The 14,895-nt window shown below is 71.8% G+C and carries 12 protein-coding genes, 1 tRNA gene and 1 pseudogene; 2 read left to right on the top strand and 12 right to left on the bottom strand.

Going from position 1 to position 14,895, the window contains the following annotated elements:
* Position 1: 1 nt before the first annotated feature.
* Positions 2–73 (top strand) — tRNA-Val (locus OC490_RS16250).
* 52 nt (positions 74–125) lie between these two features.
* Here the strand turns inward: OC490_RS16250 and OC490_RS16245 are convergent.
* From OC490_RS16245 to OC490_RS16230, 4 genes are all read right to left on the bottom strand, one after another.
* A complete protein-coding gene (locus tag OC490_RS16245) occupies positions 126–425 on the bottom strand; it encodes a zf-TFIIB domain-containing protein (protein WP_019059831.1) in 300 nt (99 codons plus the stop codon).
* Positions 426–505: 80 nt separating this feature from the next.
* Positions 506–1,450 (bottom strand): phosphotransferase family protein, encoded by a 945-nt coding sequence (locus OC490_RS16240; protein WP_262058628.1) that lies wholly within the window; start codon positions 1,448–1,450, stop codon positions 506–508.
* A 291-nt stretch (positions 1,451–1,741) separates the two neighbouring features.
* The gene (locus OC490_RS16235) at positions 1,742–1,951 is read right to left on the bottom strand and encodes a hypothetical protein (RefSeq protein WP_026178166.1); all 210 of its coding nucleotides are present in this window, start codon (positions 1,949–1,951) and stop codon (positions 1,742–1,744) included.
* 212 nt (positions 1,952–2,163) lie between these two features.
* Positions 2,164–2,439 (bottom strand): hypothetical protein, encoded by a 276-nt coding sequence (locus OC490_RS16230; protein ID WP_033282228.1) that lies wholly within the window; start codon positions 2,437–2,439, stop codon positions 2,164–2,166.
* 197 nt (positions 2,440–2,636) lie between these two features.
* On the opposite strand from OC490_RS16230, the gene OC490_RS16225 reads away from it, so the two are divergent.
* A complete protein-coding gene (locus OC490_RS16225; RefSeq protein WP_262058627.1) occupies positions 2,637–4,016 on the top strand; it encodes a serine/threonine-protein kinase in 1,380 nt (459 codons plus the stop codon).
* A 95-nt stretch (positions 4,017–4,111) separates the two neighbouring features.
* On the opposite strand, the gene OC490_RS16220 is transcribed toward OC490_RS16225, so the two are convergent.
* From OC490_RS16220 to OC490_RS16185, 8 genes and pseudogenes are all read right to left on the bottom strand, one after another.
* Positions 4,112–4,507, bottom strand: a complete 396-nt coding sequence (locus tag OC490_RS16220) for an NUDIX domain-containing protein (protein ID WP_262058626.1) — start codon at positions 4,505–4,507, stop codon at positions 4,112–4,114.
* A 9-nt stretch (positions 4,508–4,516) separates the two neighbouring features.
* Positions 4,517–5,335, bottom strand: coding sequence for a TrmH family RNA methyltransferase (locus OC490_RS16215; protein ID WP_093624585.1), 819 nt, complete (start codon positions 5,333–5,335; stop codon positions 4,517–4,519).
* A 64-nt stretch (positions 5,336–5,399) separates the two neighbouring features.
* A complete protein-coding gene (gene cobA, locus OC490_RS16210; protein ID WP_262058625.1) occupies positions 5,400–6,632 on the bottom strand; it encodes a uroporphyrinogen-III C-methyltransferase in 1,233 nt (410 codons plus the stop codon).
* A gap of 143 nt (positions 6,633–6,775) precedes the next feature.
* On the bottom strand, positions 6,776–11,149 hold the full coding sequence (gene cobT / locus OC490_RS16205; RefSeq protein ID WP_262058624.1) for a nicotinate-nucleotide--dimethylbenzimidazole phosphoribosyltransferase: 4,374 nt from the start codon (positions 11,147–11,149) through the stop codon (positions 6,776–6,778).
* Positions 11,150–11,533: 384 nt separating this feature from the next.
* Positions 11,534–12,757: a precorrin-6y C5,15-methyltransferase (decarboxylating) subunit CbiE gene (gene cbiE, locus OC490_RS16200; RefSeq protein ID WP_262058623.1), complete on the bottom strand. Its 1,224-nt coding sequence runs from the start codon at positions 12,755–12,757 to the stop codon at positions 11,534–11,536.
* 115 nt (positions 12,758–12,872) lie between these two features.
* Entirely contained in the window at positions 12,873–13,511 is a 639-nt protein-coding gene (locus OC490_RS16195) for a GNAT family N-acetyltransferase (protein WP_262058622.1), read from the bottom strand.
* Between the two features lie 143 nt (positions 13,512–13,654).
* Positions 13,655–13,879: pseudogene (locus tag OC490_RS16190) on the bottom strand (MetQ/NlpA family ABC transporter substrate-binding protein); the annotation flags it as partial.
* A 124-nt stretch (positions 13,880–14,003) separates the two neighbouring features.
* Positions 14,004–14,840, bottom strand: a complete 837-nt coding sequence (locus OC490_RS16185) for a MetQ/NlpA family ABC transporter substrate-binding protein (protein ID WP_262058621.1) — start codon at positions 14,838–14,840, stop codon at positions 14,004–14,006.
* Positions 14,841–14,895 lie beyond the last annotated feature (55 nt).

Below are 14,895 nucleotides of genomic sequence, written 5' to 3'. Positions count from 1 at the left end.
AGGACGATTAGCTCAGCGGGAGAGCGCTTCCCTGACACGGAAGAGGTCACTGGTTCAATCCCAGTATCGTCCACACACCGAAGCCCCCGGCGCTCACCGCGTCCGGGGGCTTCTCCGTGTGCCGGTCAGCTGGAGAACAGCATGTGGCCGAAGCTCTTGTGGCGGTGGTGGCCGCCGTGACCGCCGTAGTGGCCACCGCCATGACCGCCGCCGTGCGGGGCGCCCCAGGCGGGCGCGGGCGGGGCGGGGTAGGCCTGCGGGCCCGGCGGCGGCGGGGCGGGCTGCTGCCACTGGGACTCCACGCGGGTCAGCGCCTCGAGCTCGCCGTAGTCGAGAAAGATCCCGCGGCAGTTGCTGCACTGCTCGATCTGAACACCGTTGCGGTTGTACGTCTGCATCTGCGCGTGACACTTCGGACACTGCATGCTCGGCTCAACTCCTCGCCCGTTGGTACGTCTTCGTGTTTCCCCAGGACAGACTCCGTCCGACCCCGGTCGGTTGCACCCTACTTCGCGAATCCGGGCGTCAACTCGGGCGGGACGGAACCCATTCGGTCACAGGCGTCGACGACCGCCTCCTCCACCTCGTCCAGTGGACGGCCCGCCGCCACCGCTTTGACGATCGCCAGGGCCGCGGTCTGCACGGTCAGGGCGCGGGCCGGGACGTCCAGGGCGGGCCAGGGGTCGCCGTCCGCGGGGACGGCCGGGCCGCCCGCCGCGCGGTACGCGGCAAGGAAGCGGGCCCACTCGTCGGGCGGGAGCAGCCCACAGGCGTACCAGGCGGCGGGGCGCGCGAGGTCCCACCCGGGGACTCCCACGCCCAGGTCGTCGACGTCGATCAGCAGCCAGGGGCCGTCGGGGGCCGGGTACCGGACGAGCTGGCCGAGGTGGAGGTCGCCGTGGCAGAGGGTGGTCGTGTCGGGCTGGGGTGCCTCCGCGCGGGCCCACGCCGGGAGCAGGGTCCAGGCGTGCAGAACGGGGGCGGCAGCGGGGTGGCCGCCGACGGCCTCGCGGAGGCGGGTGATCGCGCGGACCGCCTTGAGAGGGCCGCGCATGGGCGGGAGGGGGGTCGGGGCGGGGGTGCGGTGGAGGCGGGCGAGGAGGGTGGCTGCCGCTTCCCAGGGGGCCGCGTCGGGATCGTCCGGGTCCACGGGGGTGCCGTAGGGCCAGAACGTCACCTGGCGGTCGTGCAGGGTGACGGGGGCGGGGTCCAGTGGGGGCAGGAGGATGCCGGGGAGACGCGTGGCCGTGGTGAGGCGGGCGGTGAGGTCGGTGGGGTTTGTGTTCGGGGCGTGGGCCTTGGCGACGGTGGCTGCGTGGCGGACGACTGTGCCGTCTGGGCGGTCCGTGAGGGTGGCTCCGCCGGGAGTGCAGGGGCAGGCCGGGGTTTGGGTGTGCGCTGCTTTTGTGGCCCGGGCTGTCAGGTCGGGCAGCAGGTGGGTGGTGGTCACGGGGTCCCCTGGGTCGTACGGCTTTCGATGGGAGCGTACGGCTGGGCGTGTGGCTTGGCTGCCGGCCGGTGGGGGCTGGGCACGCCCACTCGGCGGAGCCGAAAATCGATACAGCCCCGCGCCACTTTGGGGCGCTCCAGTCCGGGGTGTTCTCCCGCGAGGGCAAAGCAAAGCCGGCGCAGCTCCCCAGCTGCGCCGGCTTTTTTTGCCGTCCGCCGCACCCCCGTCCCCACGGGGTTTCATGGGTTGATGTCCCCGCCCGGACCGCTCTTCCGGGCCTGGGGTCGCCGCTCAGCGCCCCAGCATCACTCCCACGGACGACGCCTGTGTGGCCACGGTCTCCCAGCCGTCGAAGACGACGAGGAGCAGGACCGCCAGGGGAAGTGCCATCAAGGTCGCCACCAGTGGGTGGCGACGGCCTGTGCGGCGGGTGCGGAACGCCGCGTTGTACGCCTTGCGTCCCTCTTCGCGGATCAATGCCCGCGGTGCCGTATGGGCCATGGTCCCTCTCCTGACCGTGCTCCGTTGACCGAACTCAGTTGTCGTTGGCAGCGGCGGGTGTCTGACCTCGGGGGACGAGTGCTGCACCCGCCGCTTGACCTCAAATCTAGGCGTGCGGCGGGTGCGGGTCGTCATGCCCTCGTACCGATTGGCGGGCCTCCCGGAGGATGAGCAATGACCTGCGAACTACTCCCCTGGGTGGAGACGAGGTCCTAGGTCTCGGGGTCTTCCCGGAGAGGGAGTCCGGTGTGCCCCGCTTTCTCTGAGCTGTCCTCGCGCGGGACCGGCTGCTCGACCAGGGCGAGGACCCGGGTCGCCATGAAGCGGGCGGTGCGGACGACGGAGCCACTGCGGGTGACTTCGCTCACTTCCACGACACCTCGTCGTACCGCCGTCTCCACCCTGCGGCCCGCCCTGCTCGCCACCACCTCGTATGTACGTGTGGTGTCGCCGGCGTCCACCACTATCTCGACGCGATCACCCTTCACGCGCTCAATCCCCCTTCTGTGATGGTTGGTTGGGGTTGGGGGCAGTACGAAGTCCTGCTGTTCGCACGGCCTCTGACCACCCTTCAAAGTTTCCCACCCGGCACTGACAATCCGTCGGTCCGAGAGGGCGCGGCCTTTGCGCGCGGGCGGCGGTGGAAACGTAAGCTGTCGCTCGTCATACGGACCGGGCAGCGGGGATGAACATGGCGATGATGCGCCTGAGGCGCGAGGACCCGCGCGTCGTCGGCTCGTTCAGGCTTCACAGACGGCTCGGCGCGGGCGGAATGGGCGTCGTCTATCTGGGTTCCGACCGCAAGGGTCAGCGGGTCGCGCTGAAGGTGATCCGGCCGGATCTGGCGGAGGACCAGGAGTTCCGTTCGCGGTTCGCGCGCGAGGTGTCGGCCGCCCGGCGGATCCGCGGCGGGTGCACGGCCCGGCTGGTCGCGGCGGATCTGGAGGCCGACCGGCCGTGGTTCGCCACGCAGTACGTGCCCGGGCCCTCCCTGCACGACAAGGTCGCCGACGAGGGCGCGCTCGGCGCGGCCGAGGTCGCCGCGATCGGGGCCGCGCTGTCCGAGGGGCTAGTCGCCGTTCACGAGGCGGGTGTCGTCCACCGGGATCTCAAGCCGTCGAACATCCTCCTCTCCCCCAAGGGCCCGCGGATCATCGACTTCGGTATCGCCTGGGCGACCGGTGCCTCGACGCTCACGCACGTCGGTACGGCGGTCGGTTCGCCCGGCTTTCTCGCGCCCGAGCAGGTGCGCGGGGCGGCGGTCACGCCGGCCACGGACGTGTTCTCGCTCGGTGCCACGCTGGCGTACGCCTCGACGTCCGACTCGCCCTTCGGGCACGGCAGTTCAGAGGTGATGCTGTACCGCGTGGTGCACGAGGAGGCGCAACTGCACGGCGTACCGGACGCGCTCGCGCCGCTGGTCCGCGCGTGCCTGGCAAAGGACCCCGAGGAGCGGCCCAGCACCCTCCAACTGTCCTTGCGCCTCAAGGAGATCGCCGCCCGCGAGGCCCAGGGTCTGTCGGACGTACGACCGCCCGCGCCGCGTGGTGGCGAAGCGGACCGGCCCACCGGGCGGCTCACCGAGAGCTATCCCGAGCAGCAGCGCACGCAGGGCGGTCGGCGTCCGCAGGGCTCGCAGGGGCCGCAGGGGACCCCGGCTCCGCGCGGTGCGGCTCCACCCTCGCGGGGCGGTGGCAGTCCCTCCCGTGGAGGCGGCGGCGTTCCTTCCCGGCCGGGCTCGGCACGGCCGACTCCGGCCGGGCGCAACACCACCCGGTCCGGCAACGGCAGCGGCAGCCGTCCCGCCCCGCGCAGTGGCACCGGTCGGCCTGGCCCGCGTACCACGGGCACCGGTCGGCGACCTGCCAACCCGCGCCTGCTGCGGCAGCGGCTGTTCGTGTTCGTCGTGGTGACGTTGCTGGTCGCGCTCGGTATCGCGGTGGCCCAGGGCTGCTCGGGCCCCGCGCACGGGCTCGGTCGCACGGGGGACGGTGTACCGCAGGGGCACGAGAGGGTCGTAGCGGCGGACGGGCGGTTCGGGGCTGTGGGCGGTTTCGCCGGGTAGCGCGCGGTGCGGGTGGGGTTGTTTCGCCCCCCGCTTCGGCCCTGAGCGGGCCTCGTCCTCACACGCCGGACGGGCTGGTGGGTGTCCAGGCGCGCTTACAACGTCGGCAGGACACGCTCGAAGAACTCGCGGTCCGCGTCGAAGAGCGGGGTCATCGTCAAGAACTCGGCCGGAGTGACCCAGCGGACCTCGGAGACCTCGCCCGGGTCGGGGACGATCGTGCCGTTGCCTGTTTCGGTGGCGGTCCACCAGTGGAGGCGGAAGCGGCCGTCGTGGGCCTCGGACTCCCAGACCTTGGTCAGGGGGGAGACCGCGAGGCCGACCTCCTCGTGGACCTCTCTGACCAGGGCCTCTTCCTGAGTCTCGCCCGGTTCGAGCTTGCCGCTGAGCGGGGCCCAGTAGCCGGCGCGGTCGGAGTCCGGGCCGCGGCGGATGACCAGCACGCGCTCCGCGCGCCGCAGTACCGCCACGATCGCCTCGCGCTGGGCCAAGCCGTGCTCCTAGAGTTCGGGGCGGCCGGTGGCCACCGCGTAGAAGGCTACGGCAGCCGCGGCGCCCACGTTGAGCGAGTCGACGCCGTGGGCCATCGGGATGCGGACCCATTCGTCGGCGGCGACCAGGGCCTGGGTGGAGAGGCCGTCGCCCTCGGCGCCAAGCATCAGGGCGACCCGGTCCATGCGGTGCGGGGCGGCCTCGTCGAGGCTCTTCGCCTTCTCGTCGGGGGTGAGGGCGAGGAGCGTGAAGCCCGCTTCGCGGACCGACTCCAGGCCCTTGGGCCAGCTGTCGAGGCGGGCGTAGGGGACGGAGAACACCGCGCCCATCGAGACCTTCACGCTGCGGCGGTAGAGGGGGTCCGCGCAGTCGGGGGACAGCAGGACCGCGTCCATGCCCAGCGCCGCCGCCGAGCGGAAGATCGCGCCGATGTTGGTGTGGTCGTTGACCGACTCCATGACGACGACCCTGCGGGTCGTCTGGAGGAGTTCGTGCGCGGTGGGGAGCGGTTTGCGCTGCATGGAGGCGAGGGCGCCCCGGTGGACGTGATAGCCGGTGACGCGTTCGGCGAGTTCGGGGCTCACCGCGTAAACGGGGGCCGGGAGTTCGTCGATGACGTCCCGCATGACGTCGACCCACTTCGCGGACAGCAGCATGGAGCGCATCTCGTAGCCCGCGTCCTTGGCCCGTCTGATGACCTTCTCGCCCTCGGCGATGAACAGGCCCTCGGCCGGTTCGCGCTTGCGGCGCAGCTCTACGTCGGTCAGGCCCGTGTAATCACGCAGGCGCGGGTCGTCGGGATCCTCAACGGTGATGAGATCGGCCACAGGGTGATACTGCCTTGTCCTGGGTGTCGTGCCAACGGCTGGGAACGGGTTGTGTTACCCCGGGTTACGCAGATGTCTTCGGGCCTACGGTGACTACCGCGCCGATGACGATCACCGACGGCGGCTTCACGTCCTCTGCGCGTGCCGTCTCGCCGACCGTCGCGAGGGTCGCGTCCACGCGGCGCTGGGCGGCCGTCGTGCCCTCCTGGATCAGGGCGACGGGCGTGTCCGCCGGCTTGCCGTGCGCGATCAGGGTTTCGGCGATCTTCCCGATCTTGTCCACGCCCATGAGGACCACCAGCGTGCCGGTGAGCTTGGCGAGGGACGGCCAGTCCACCAGGGAGCGCTCGTCGTCAGGGGCGACATGGCCGCTGACCACCGTGAACTCGTGTGCGACCCCGCGATGGGTGACCGGGATACCCGCGGCTCCGGGGACCGAGATCGAGCTGGAGATGCCGGGCACCACCGTGCACGGGATGCCGGCCTCGGCGAGCGCCTGGACCTCCTCCATGCCACGGCCGTAGACGTACGGGTCGCCGCCCTTCAGCCGTACGACCGACTTGCCCTGCTTGGCGTGTTCGATCAGCGCGTTGTTGATGGCCTCCTGGGCCATGTAGCGGCCGTAGGGGATCTTCGCCGCGTCGATCACCTCGACGTGCGGGGGGAGTTCGGCGAGGAGGTCGCGGGGGCCGAGGCGGTCGGCGATGACGACGTCGGCCTCGGCGAGGAGTCGACGGCCGCGGACCGTGATGAGGTCCGGGTCGCCGGGGCCGCCGCCGACGAGGGCGACGCCCAGGGTTCGGGTGCGGTGGTGGGGGGCGACGAGGGTGCCGTCGCGCAGGCCCGCGACGACCGCGTCCCGGATCGCGGCGGTGTGCCGGGGGTCCCGGCCGCGCGCGTCCGTGGTGAGCACGGCGACGGTGACGCCCTCGCTGTGGCCGGTCGCCGGGGTCCACGCGGTGGCCTCGTCGGCGTCGTCCGAGCGCACGCACCAGACGCGGTGGGCCTCGGCCTCGGCGGAGGCGGCCGTGTTGGCCTCGGGATCGGTGGTGGCGATCAGGGCGTACCAGGCGTCCGCCAAGTCGCCGTCCGCGTACGGGCGTCGCTCCCAGGAGATCTCGCCCGCGTCCGCCATCGCCTCGACGGACGGGGTCGCCTCGGGGGACACGAGCACGATGTCCGCGCCCGCCGCGATCAGCGCCGGCAGCCGCCGCTGGGCGACCTGGCCGCCGCCCAGGACGACGACCCGGCGGCCGGTGAGGCGGAGGCCTACGGGGTAGGCGGGGTTTTCGGCCATGAGGGTGCGGCTCCTCTTTTACGGCGGGTGTGCCCGACGTGCTGTACGACGTGCGGTGGCCCTGACGTGCAGATTTTACGGGCAGGGGGCTGTGGCGGCTCAGCCGGTCCACTGGCTGAGCCGCCACAGTCCCCTGCGGGCGCCTACTTCTCGGTCACCCCGGCAGAATCGAACGTCGCCACCTCGTGCATCGCCCGCGCCGTGCTCTGCACCAGCGGCAGGGCCAGCAGCGCGCCCGTGCCCTCGCCGAGGCGGAGGTCGAGGTCGACCAGGGGGCGCAGGCCGAGCTTGTTGAGCGCGGCCACGTGACCCGGCTCGGCGCTGCGGTGGCCCGCGATGCAGGCCGCGAGGACCTCGGGGGCGATCGCGCGGGCCACCAGGGCGGCGGCGCCGGCGCTGACGCCGTCCAGGATCACCGGCGTACGCAAGGACGCGCCGCCGAGCAACAGGCCTACCATCGCCGCGTGTTCGAAGCCGCCGACCGCGGCGAGAACGCCGATGGGGTCGGCCGGGTCCGGCTGGTGGAGTTCGATCGCGCGGCGCACGACCTCCGTCTTGCGGGCCAGGGTCTCGTCGTTGATGCCGGTCCCCCGGCCGGTGACCTCGGCGGGGTCGGTGTCCGTGAACACCGAGATCAGGGCGGCGGACGCGGTCGTGTTCGCGATGCCCATCTCCCCTGTGAGCAAAGCCTTGTTGCCCGCCGCCACGAGGTCGCGGGCCGTCTCGATGCCCACCTCGATGGCCTGCTTGGCCTCCTCGCGGGACATCGCGGGACCGGTCGTCATGTCGGACGTACCGGCCCGGATCTTGCGGGGCAACAGGCCCGGTGTGGCCGGGAGTTCGGACGCCACGCCGACGTCCACGACACACACCTCGGCGCCCACCTGGCTCGCGAAGGCATTGCAAACGGCGCCGCCACCAAGGAAGTTGGCGACCATCTGGGCCGTCACCTCCTGCGGCCAGGGCGTGACGCCCTGCGCGTGCACACCGTGGTCGCCCGCGAAGATCGCGACGGCCGCGGGCTCCGGGATCGGCGGCGGGCACTGCCGGGAAAGACCGGACAACTGCGCGGAGATGATCTCCAGCATGCCGAGCGAGCCCGGCGGCTTCGTCATCCGCTTCTGCCGCTCCCACGCCTCGCCGAGCGCCTTCGCGTCCAGCGGGCGGATCCCGGCGACCGTCTCCGCGAGCAGGTCGTGCGGGTCCTCACCGGGCAGGGCACGGCGGCCGTACGTCTCCTCGTGCACGACCCACGACAGCGGGCGGCGCTTGGACCAGCCGGCCTGCATCAGCTCGGGCTCGTCCGGGAACTCGTCGACGTAGCCGACGCAGAGGTACGCGATGACCTCCAGGTGCTCCGGCAGGCCGAGCGCGCGGACCATCTCGCGCTCGTCGAAGAAGCTGACCCAGCCGACCCCGAGGCCCTCGGCGCGCGCCGCGAGCCACAGGTTCTCCACCGCGAGGGCGGCGGAGTACGGCGCCATCTGCGGCTGTGTGTGACGGCCGAGGGTGTGCCGGCCGCCACGGGTCGGATCGGCGGTGACGACGATGTTCACCGGGGTGTCGAGGATCGCCTCGATCTTCAGTTCCTTGAACTGCTTCGCCCGGCCCTTGGGCAGCGACTTCGCGTAAGCCTCGCGCTGGCTCTGGGCCAGTTCGTGCATGGCTCGGCGGGTGTCGGCGGAACGGATGACCACGAAGTCCCACGGCTGGGAGTGCCCGACGGACGGAGCGGTGTGCGCCGCCTCCAGCACGCGCAGCAGCACGTCGTGCGGGATCGGGTCACTGCGGAAGCCGTTGCGGATGTCACGGCGTTCGCGCATCACCTTCAGCACGGCCTCGCGCTCGGCGTCGTCGTAGCCGGGTGCCGCAGGGCCGGTGGACTCTCGTACGTCTTCCACTGCGGCCGTGCTCTCTTCTTCCTGGTCCGCGGCCCGGGTGTCCAGGTCGTCCGCGTGCTGTACGAGTTCGGGCTCACCGTCGGCATCGGCCTCACGGGGGCCGGGGACGGTGGCGAAGGATTCCGGACCGCCGGACGGGTCCTCCGTGGGGAGGATGAGGGGGTGCGGCGGGGTCGGTGCGAGGTGCGGGGTGGTGGGCACCGTGCCCTCCACCGGCACGAACCGGCCGAGGGAGTCGTCTGGGTTGGGTGCCACGGGCACGGCCTGCGGCACCTCGGCGAACTCGACGAACTCGGCGTCCGGGGTGGCGGGTTGGGCGAGGGGGTGTGTCTGCGGGGCGGCGGCTTCCGCTCCACGGCCCTCGGCGGTGGTCGGCTGCGGCGCGAGTGCCGGCTCCGCCTCGACCGTGAACTGCTGGTCCGCTACGGCTTCGGGCGCGGCGGTGGGCTGGGAGGTCGGGTCGCCCGAGGCCGCGTCGAGGAGGGCGGGTGAGCCTTCGGCGAGTGGAGCGGGGACGGCCTCGGCGGGCGTGACCGCGCTGTCGGGGTGCACCGCGTCCGGGACCGGGTAGGCCTCGGCGAGCGGAGCCGAGTCGGCGGCCGTGGGTGCGTGCTGTGTCGTATCCACGGCGGTGGCGACAGGCTCGGCCTCGTAAGCGATCGGGGTCTCGACTCCCGTGGGAACAGGGGGAGTTGCCCCGGCGTCCTGAACCTCGTCCGCTCCGTCGAGGAGAGCGGTCTCCTGGACCTGAGCAGCGTCGGGAACCTGGTCGGCACCGGGGACGAACGCGACGCCCTGCACCTGGACCGGCTCCGCAGCGGCTACGTCTTCCGCGGCCGGGGCGGCGACGAACGCGCCCTCGGCGACCTGGCCGGTGGTCTGAGCCGACGCGGAATCGGAAACGGGGGCGTCGTCGACTTGCGCGAGCGCGACTTCGGACACGGGGGTGCCGGCTTGCGCGAGTGCGGCATCGAGGGCTGAGCCTGCCACGTGCAGCAGTGCGGCCTCGGAGCCAGATCCGTCACCGTGCGCGACGGCGGCCTCAGGACCGGAGCCCTCGCCGTGCGCGAGTACGTCCTCGGGGCCGGAGCCCTCGCCGTGGGCGACTGCGGCCTCGATGCCGGAGCCGTCACCGTGCACGACGACGGCCTCAGGACCGGTGCCATCACCGTGGACGACCGCGGCCTCAGGGCCGGACCCGTCACCGTGGACGACTGCGCCCTCAGTGCCGGGGCCGACGCCATGCGGGAGCCCGGCCTCCGCGCCGGGTCCGGCACCGTGCACGGCCTCAGGGCCGACAGCGGTGCCGTCACCGTGCGGGAACTCCGCCATCTCGGAGCCCGCGTGGGCGCCCTGCGTCAGGACGTCCTCGGCGCTCGGGCCGACGCCCTGTCCGAGTGCGGCCTCCGGAACCGTGCCATCGCCGGAGCCGAACGCGGCCTCGGGGGCTGTGCCGTCGCCGTGCGTGAATCCGGCCTCCGGCGCTGCGCCGACACCGTGGACGAATCCGGTCTCGGGGTCCACCCCGGCATGGTGGCCGGGCAGCGCCTCGGCGCCGAGGGCTTCGGCATGGTGAGCGCCGTCGGCCTGGGCGACCTGCCCGGCGCTGTAAGCCACGCCTGCATGGTCGTGTCCGTTGACGAACCCGGCGTCGGCGGTCTCCCCGGCCCCCGGCACCGACCCGGCACCGGAGACGAACGCCTCCTCGGCTCCCGGCACCTGACCGGCGGCAGAGGCCGAAGCGCCGTCCTGGACCTGCCCTGCGCTCAACTCCTCGGCACCCTCAGGCAGTTGACCCGTCTCAGGGTCGCCAGCGGTTCCAGAGCTCTCCGTGCTCGCGTGCACCGAAGAAGCGGAAGAAGTCGAGGGAGCCGAAGCGGACGCCGTCGCCGTCGCGGCCGCCATCGCCGTCTCCACCGCGTACAGCTGACCGTGCCCCTGCCAGGCCTCCCCCGCGTCGGGGGCCGTGGCGACCGCCCCGTTCACCGCTTCCGTGGCGAGCCTCGCGACCGCGGCCTGGGCCGCGCCGCCGGGCTCCGTGCCCGGTTCGGGCGCCGGTGCCGGAGCAACCGTTTCCGCCGTTCGCACCCCTGCGCCGGCCGACGCCTGGGCGCCCCAGGGGGCCGCGCCCTGCGGGGGCAGGTCGCGGAGTTGGGATGTGTCGAGGTACTCGGGGCCGGTCGTCGGCGGGCCGGGCTGCCGTACCGGCGCGCCCGCGGGGCCGCGGTCGGCGAGGGAGCGGACGGGGCTCGCGGAGGTGTCGGGGAGGGGCGGGCCGAGGTGCAGCGGGCGGCGCGGGGTGACCGGCGCGGGCGGCGGTTCGGCGAGCCGGACGGCGCCGAGGTCGACGGAGCCACTGTCGCGGCCGGCCGTCTCGTGCGGCCCCGGCTCGTGCGGAGCGGGTTCCTGGACGGTCTCGACGACGGGCTCGGGGACGGGGGGCGGGACCTCGTTGCCCCAGGCGCCCTGGGCGCCCGGCAGCAGCAACAGGTCCTCGTCCTCGGCGGTGGTCTCGGAGTGGTAGGTGTACGCGCCGTGTGCGGGAACGCTCGGCTGTTCCACCATGCCTGCGTTCTCCGGCAACCCCTCGGCCGGGACCTGGCCGGTGTCGGTCATGCGTACCCCTCGCCCATCGGTTAGTGCTTCTTCGACCCGCTCTCCGGGAACGGCGCACCGACCGCCCCGCAGTGGAGAACGAGCGTGCCTGTCCAGCGGCACGAACGACCCGACGCCAAAAAGCGACAAAGCCATTTAGACGACAAAGCCATTGAATGGCATTGTCGCGGCCGTTGCGCCGTCACGGCAGCTTGATCCGCGATGGCCCGCTGTGGACTGCGCCACGTTGCGCGTCCTCCGGTTCCGCTGTACCACACACACCCCAAAACGGGCGGGTTTTCCGGACATTGGCGAACGAAGCGCCGGTCCACCCTGTGCGGTACAACGGTCCGCCAGCCTACCGCGCGCAGTACGACAACAGGATCACGGGGACGGTACGGGGGGTCACGAAACGCGCTCCGGAAGGAGGCCGCTGAGCAGGAACGCGACACTCCGTTCCGTCTCCGTCCAGGCCCTGGTGTCGAGTTCGACGGACTGGAGGAGGGCGCACTCGACGTGGTAGCCGTGCTCCGTCAGGTCGCGGCCGACGAGTTCGGCCTCGTCGCGGGTGGAGGCGTGCGCCACGATGCGCTGCGGGCGCCGGTCGGCGACCGCGGAGACGACGGCCACTCCCCCGCCGCCGACCCGTACTACGTCGGGTTCGGGGAGGTTCTCCAGGATGTGCGGGGCGTCGCCCTTGACGATCTGGAGGTGCACGCCGAAGCTGCGGGCCGCGGAGTCGGTGCGGGCGCAGGCCTGGGCGTCGCGGTCGACGGCGATGACGGCGGCTCCGGCGCGGGCCGCCTCGATGGCGAAGGCGCCGCTGCCGCAGCCGATGTCCCACACCAGGTCCCCGACGCGCGGGCCGAGGCGGGCGAGTTGGGCGGCCCGGAGCAAGTCCGTCTCGCCCTCGCCGAGTTCACCGCCGTAGGCCTCGGCGGGCAGGGTCCAGCCGCGGGCGACGGCGGCCGGGTCGCGGCCGGCGATCCACCCCTCGCCCGGGCCGGCGGTGACGGCGGGGCCGACCGGGCCGCCCAGGACGATGACGACGTTGGGGTCGCGCCAGGTACGGTCGGCTGCCTTGTCGGAGGTGAGGACGGTGACCTGCTCGTGCTCGGTGCCCAGTTCCTCGCAGATGACGAAGGTGCGGTGGACGCCTTCCAGCAGCAGGCCGAGTTCGGCGGGGCCGGCGCCCGGTGAAGTGAGGACGGCGACTTTGGTGTGGGCCCGGCATACGTTCACCGCGCGTCGCAGGGTGCGCCGGTGTGCGACGACCACCTGTGCGTCGTCCCAGGGCATTCCGGCGCGGGCGAAGGCGGCGGCCACCGAGGAGACGGCGGGGACGACCTCCACCTCCAGGCCGAACTCGGGTGCGCGCAGGGTGCGTACGACCCCGAAGAAGCCCGGGTCGCCGTCGGCGAACACCACCGCGGTACCCCGGCGGCCGGCGATACGGCGGGCGGCGAGGGCCACGCTGCCGAGGCGGATGCGTTCGGCGCGCGCCGGTACCTCGGGCAGCTCCAGATGGTGGGGCGCGCCGGCCACCAGGGTGGCGGCGCTCAGGGCGGAGCGTGCCGCAGCTGTCAGCGGAGAGCCGTCCCAGCCGATCACCGTGACGCGGTCGGCCATCGTCGTCAGTCTCCAGGGGTACATCGCAGGTCGTCAGGGGCAGCGGCCCGTACGCGGGCACCGTGAGGGTACCTGGTGCGGCTGGGCGGTGCTCCCGTGGTCGTACCCGCCGAATTCAGTTCCAGTCGGCGAGTGACGTGAAACCGTCGACGTCGGCGAGCTGCTCCGCCGTGCCCTCCAGGTCCTCCGGGAGGAGGCTCCACACGATGAAGTCGGTGCGGACGTCGATCCAGGTGCCGTCGTCGGCGTGGACGTGCGCTATGCACGCGCTCCGCAGGACGCCCTCGCTGATGCAGCCGATCTTCTGGGCCACCTGCTGGGAGGCGGTGTTGTCGGCGGCGGTGCGCAGTTCGATGCGCTCCAACTTCTGGTCGCCGAACAGCCATTGGGCGGTGGCGAGCGCGGCTTCGGATGCGTAGCCCTCGCCTCGGGCCCAGGGGGCGATGATGTACGACAGCTCGGTGGACCGGACATGCCAGTCGGTCTTGGTCAACTGGACGATGCCGACCAGTCGTTGGGTGAGGAACTCGGTGACGGCGAGGTCGAGGCCGCGGCCCGAAGTCCGTTCGGCGGGCGCGTAGTTGGTGATCCACTCGCGGGCGCCGGCGACGGTGAACGGCTGGGGAACGTCGGTCCAGGCCGCGACCTGCTCGTCGTTCATCATCTCGGCCAGGGCCTGCACATCGTCCTCGTCGAGGGGCCGCAGCACCAACCGCTCCGTGCTGATGGAGATGTTGGGGAAGGTGCTAGTCATGCGCCACTCCGTAACCTTTGGAAAATGTTCAGGGCAACCTGAACTGCCCAGCATGCAGCATGGAAGCAGTGAACCGCACCACGGGGTCCACCCGCGGTGAGCGAGTGGACCCCGTGCGTGGTGATACGCCGTATACGCCCCCGTCAGCCGGAACTGACCGGCAGGACAGAGCCCTTGTACTTCTCCGCTATGAACTTCTTCACGTCGGCGGAGACGAGCAGCTTCGCGAGCTTCTCGACCCGGGCGTCGTCCTCGTTGCCGCGTTTGACGGCCAGGAGGTTGGCGTAGGGGTTGTCCTTCGCCGACTCCAGGAGGATCGCGTCCTTGGCGTAGTTGTTGTTGATGACAGCCACGTCCACGTCGCCGAGCTTCGCGATGTCCTTGACCTTCTTGGAGTACACGCCCATCGGCGGCAGGTACGGCGGTGGCGCCGACGACGAGGGTGCCGTCGTCCTTGCCACCGCCCTTGCCGGAGTCGGAGCCCGAGCAGGTTCAGAAGGACGGGATGACGGAGCCGGCGTACTTGTCCTCGATGAACTTCTTCACCTCGGGCGAGGTCAGCAGCTTCGCGAGCTTCTTGACGCGCGGGTCCTTCTCGTTGCCCTTCTTCACGGCGAGGAAGTTGCCGTACGGGTTGTTCGTCGCGGACTCCAGGACGAGGGCGTCCTTGGCGGGCTTCAGGCCCGAGGAGATGGCGTAGTTGCCGTTGATGACGGCCGCGTCGACGTCGTCCAGGGAGCGCGGGGTCTGGGCCGCCTCCAGCTCCTTGAACTTGAGGTTCTTGGGGTTCTTGGTGATGTCGGCGGGGGTCGCCTCGTTGCCGACACCGGACTTGAGGGTGATCAGCCCGTTCACCGCGAGCAGCTTGAGGGCGCGGGCCTCGTTGACACTGTCGTTCGGGACGGCGATCGTCGCGCCGCTCTTCAGGGCGTCGGCGCTCTTCACCTTGTGGGAGTAGAGGCCGAGCGGCTCCAGGTGGACCGTGACGACGGGCACGATGTGGGTGCCGTTCTTCTTGTTGAAGTCGTCCAGGTACGGCTGGTTCTGGAAGTAGTTGGCGCCCACCGAGCCGTCCTCGGTCGCCGTGTTCGGCGTGACGTAGTCGGTGAACTCCTTGACCTCCAGGTCGAGTCCGGCCTTCTTCGCCAGGTGGTCCTTGACGTAGTCGAGGATCTCGGCGTGCGGGGTGGGGCTCGCGGCGACGACCAGCGGTCCGCTGTAGTCGGAGGAGGCCGAGGAGGAGCCCTTGTCCGAACCGCAGGCGGAGAGCGCGAAGGTGAGGGCTCCGGCGGCGAGGACGGCGGTGGTGAGCTTTGCGGTGTTACGCACGAAAAGTGCCTTTCCTGAAGGGTGTCGCGTACTACGACCCCGCGTTGGGTGGTGC

Origin of the sequence: Streptomyces sp. STR69 (assembly GCF_024519455.1) — a bacterium.
Classification (GTDB): domain Bacteria; phylum Actinomycetota; class Actinomycetes; order Streptomycetales; family Streptomycetaceae; genus Streptomyces.
Note: the sequence above shows the minus strand (reverse complement) of the source record. Positions and strands in the feature narration are given on the sequence as shown.

What these genes read in the sequence shown, in the direction of transcription:
- OC490_RS16245 (WP_019059831.1), bottom strand. Translation starts at nt 425, where the DNA reads ATGCAGTGTCCGAAGTGTCACGCGCAGATGCAGACGTACAACCGCAAC.
- OC490_RS16235 (WP_026178166.1), bottom strand. Translation starts at nt 1,951, where the DNA reads ATGGCCCATACGGCACCGCGGGCATTGATCCGCGAAGAGGGACGCAAG.
- OC490_RS16225 (WP_262058627.1), top strand. Translation starts at nt 2,637, where the DNA reads ATGAACATGGCGATGATGCGCCTGAGGCGCGAGGACCCGCGCGTCGTC.
- cobA (WP_262058625.1), bottom strand. Translation starts at nt 6,632, where the DNA reads ATGGCCGAAAACCCCGCCTACCCCGTAGGCCTCCGCCTCACCGGCCGC.
- cobT (WP_262058624.1), bottom strand. Translation starts at nt 11,149, where the DNA reads ATGACCGACACCGGCCAGGTCCCGGCCGAGGGGTTGCCGGAGAACGCA.
- cbiE (WP_262058623.1), bottom strand. Translation starts at nt 12,757, where the DNA reads ATGGCCGACCGCGTCACGGTGATCGGCTGGGACGGCTCTCCGCTGACA.
- OC490_RS16195 (WP_262058622.1), bottom strand. Translation starts at nt 13,511, where the DNA reads ATGACTAGCACCTTCCCCAACATCTCCATCAGCACGGAGCGGTTGGTG.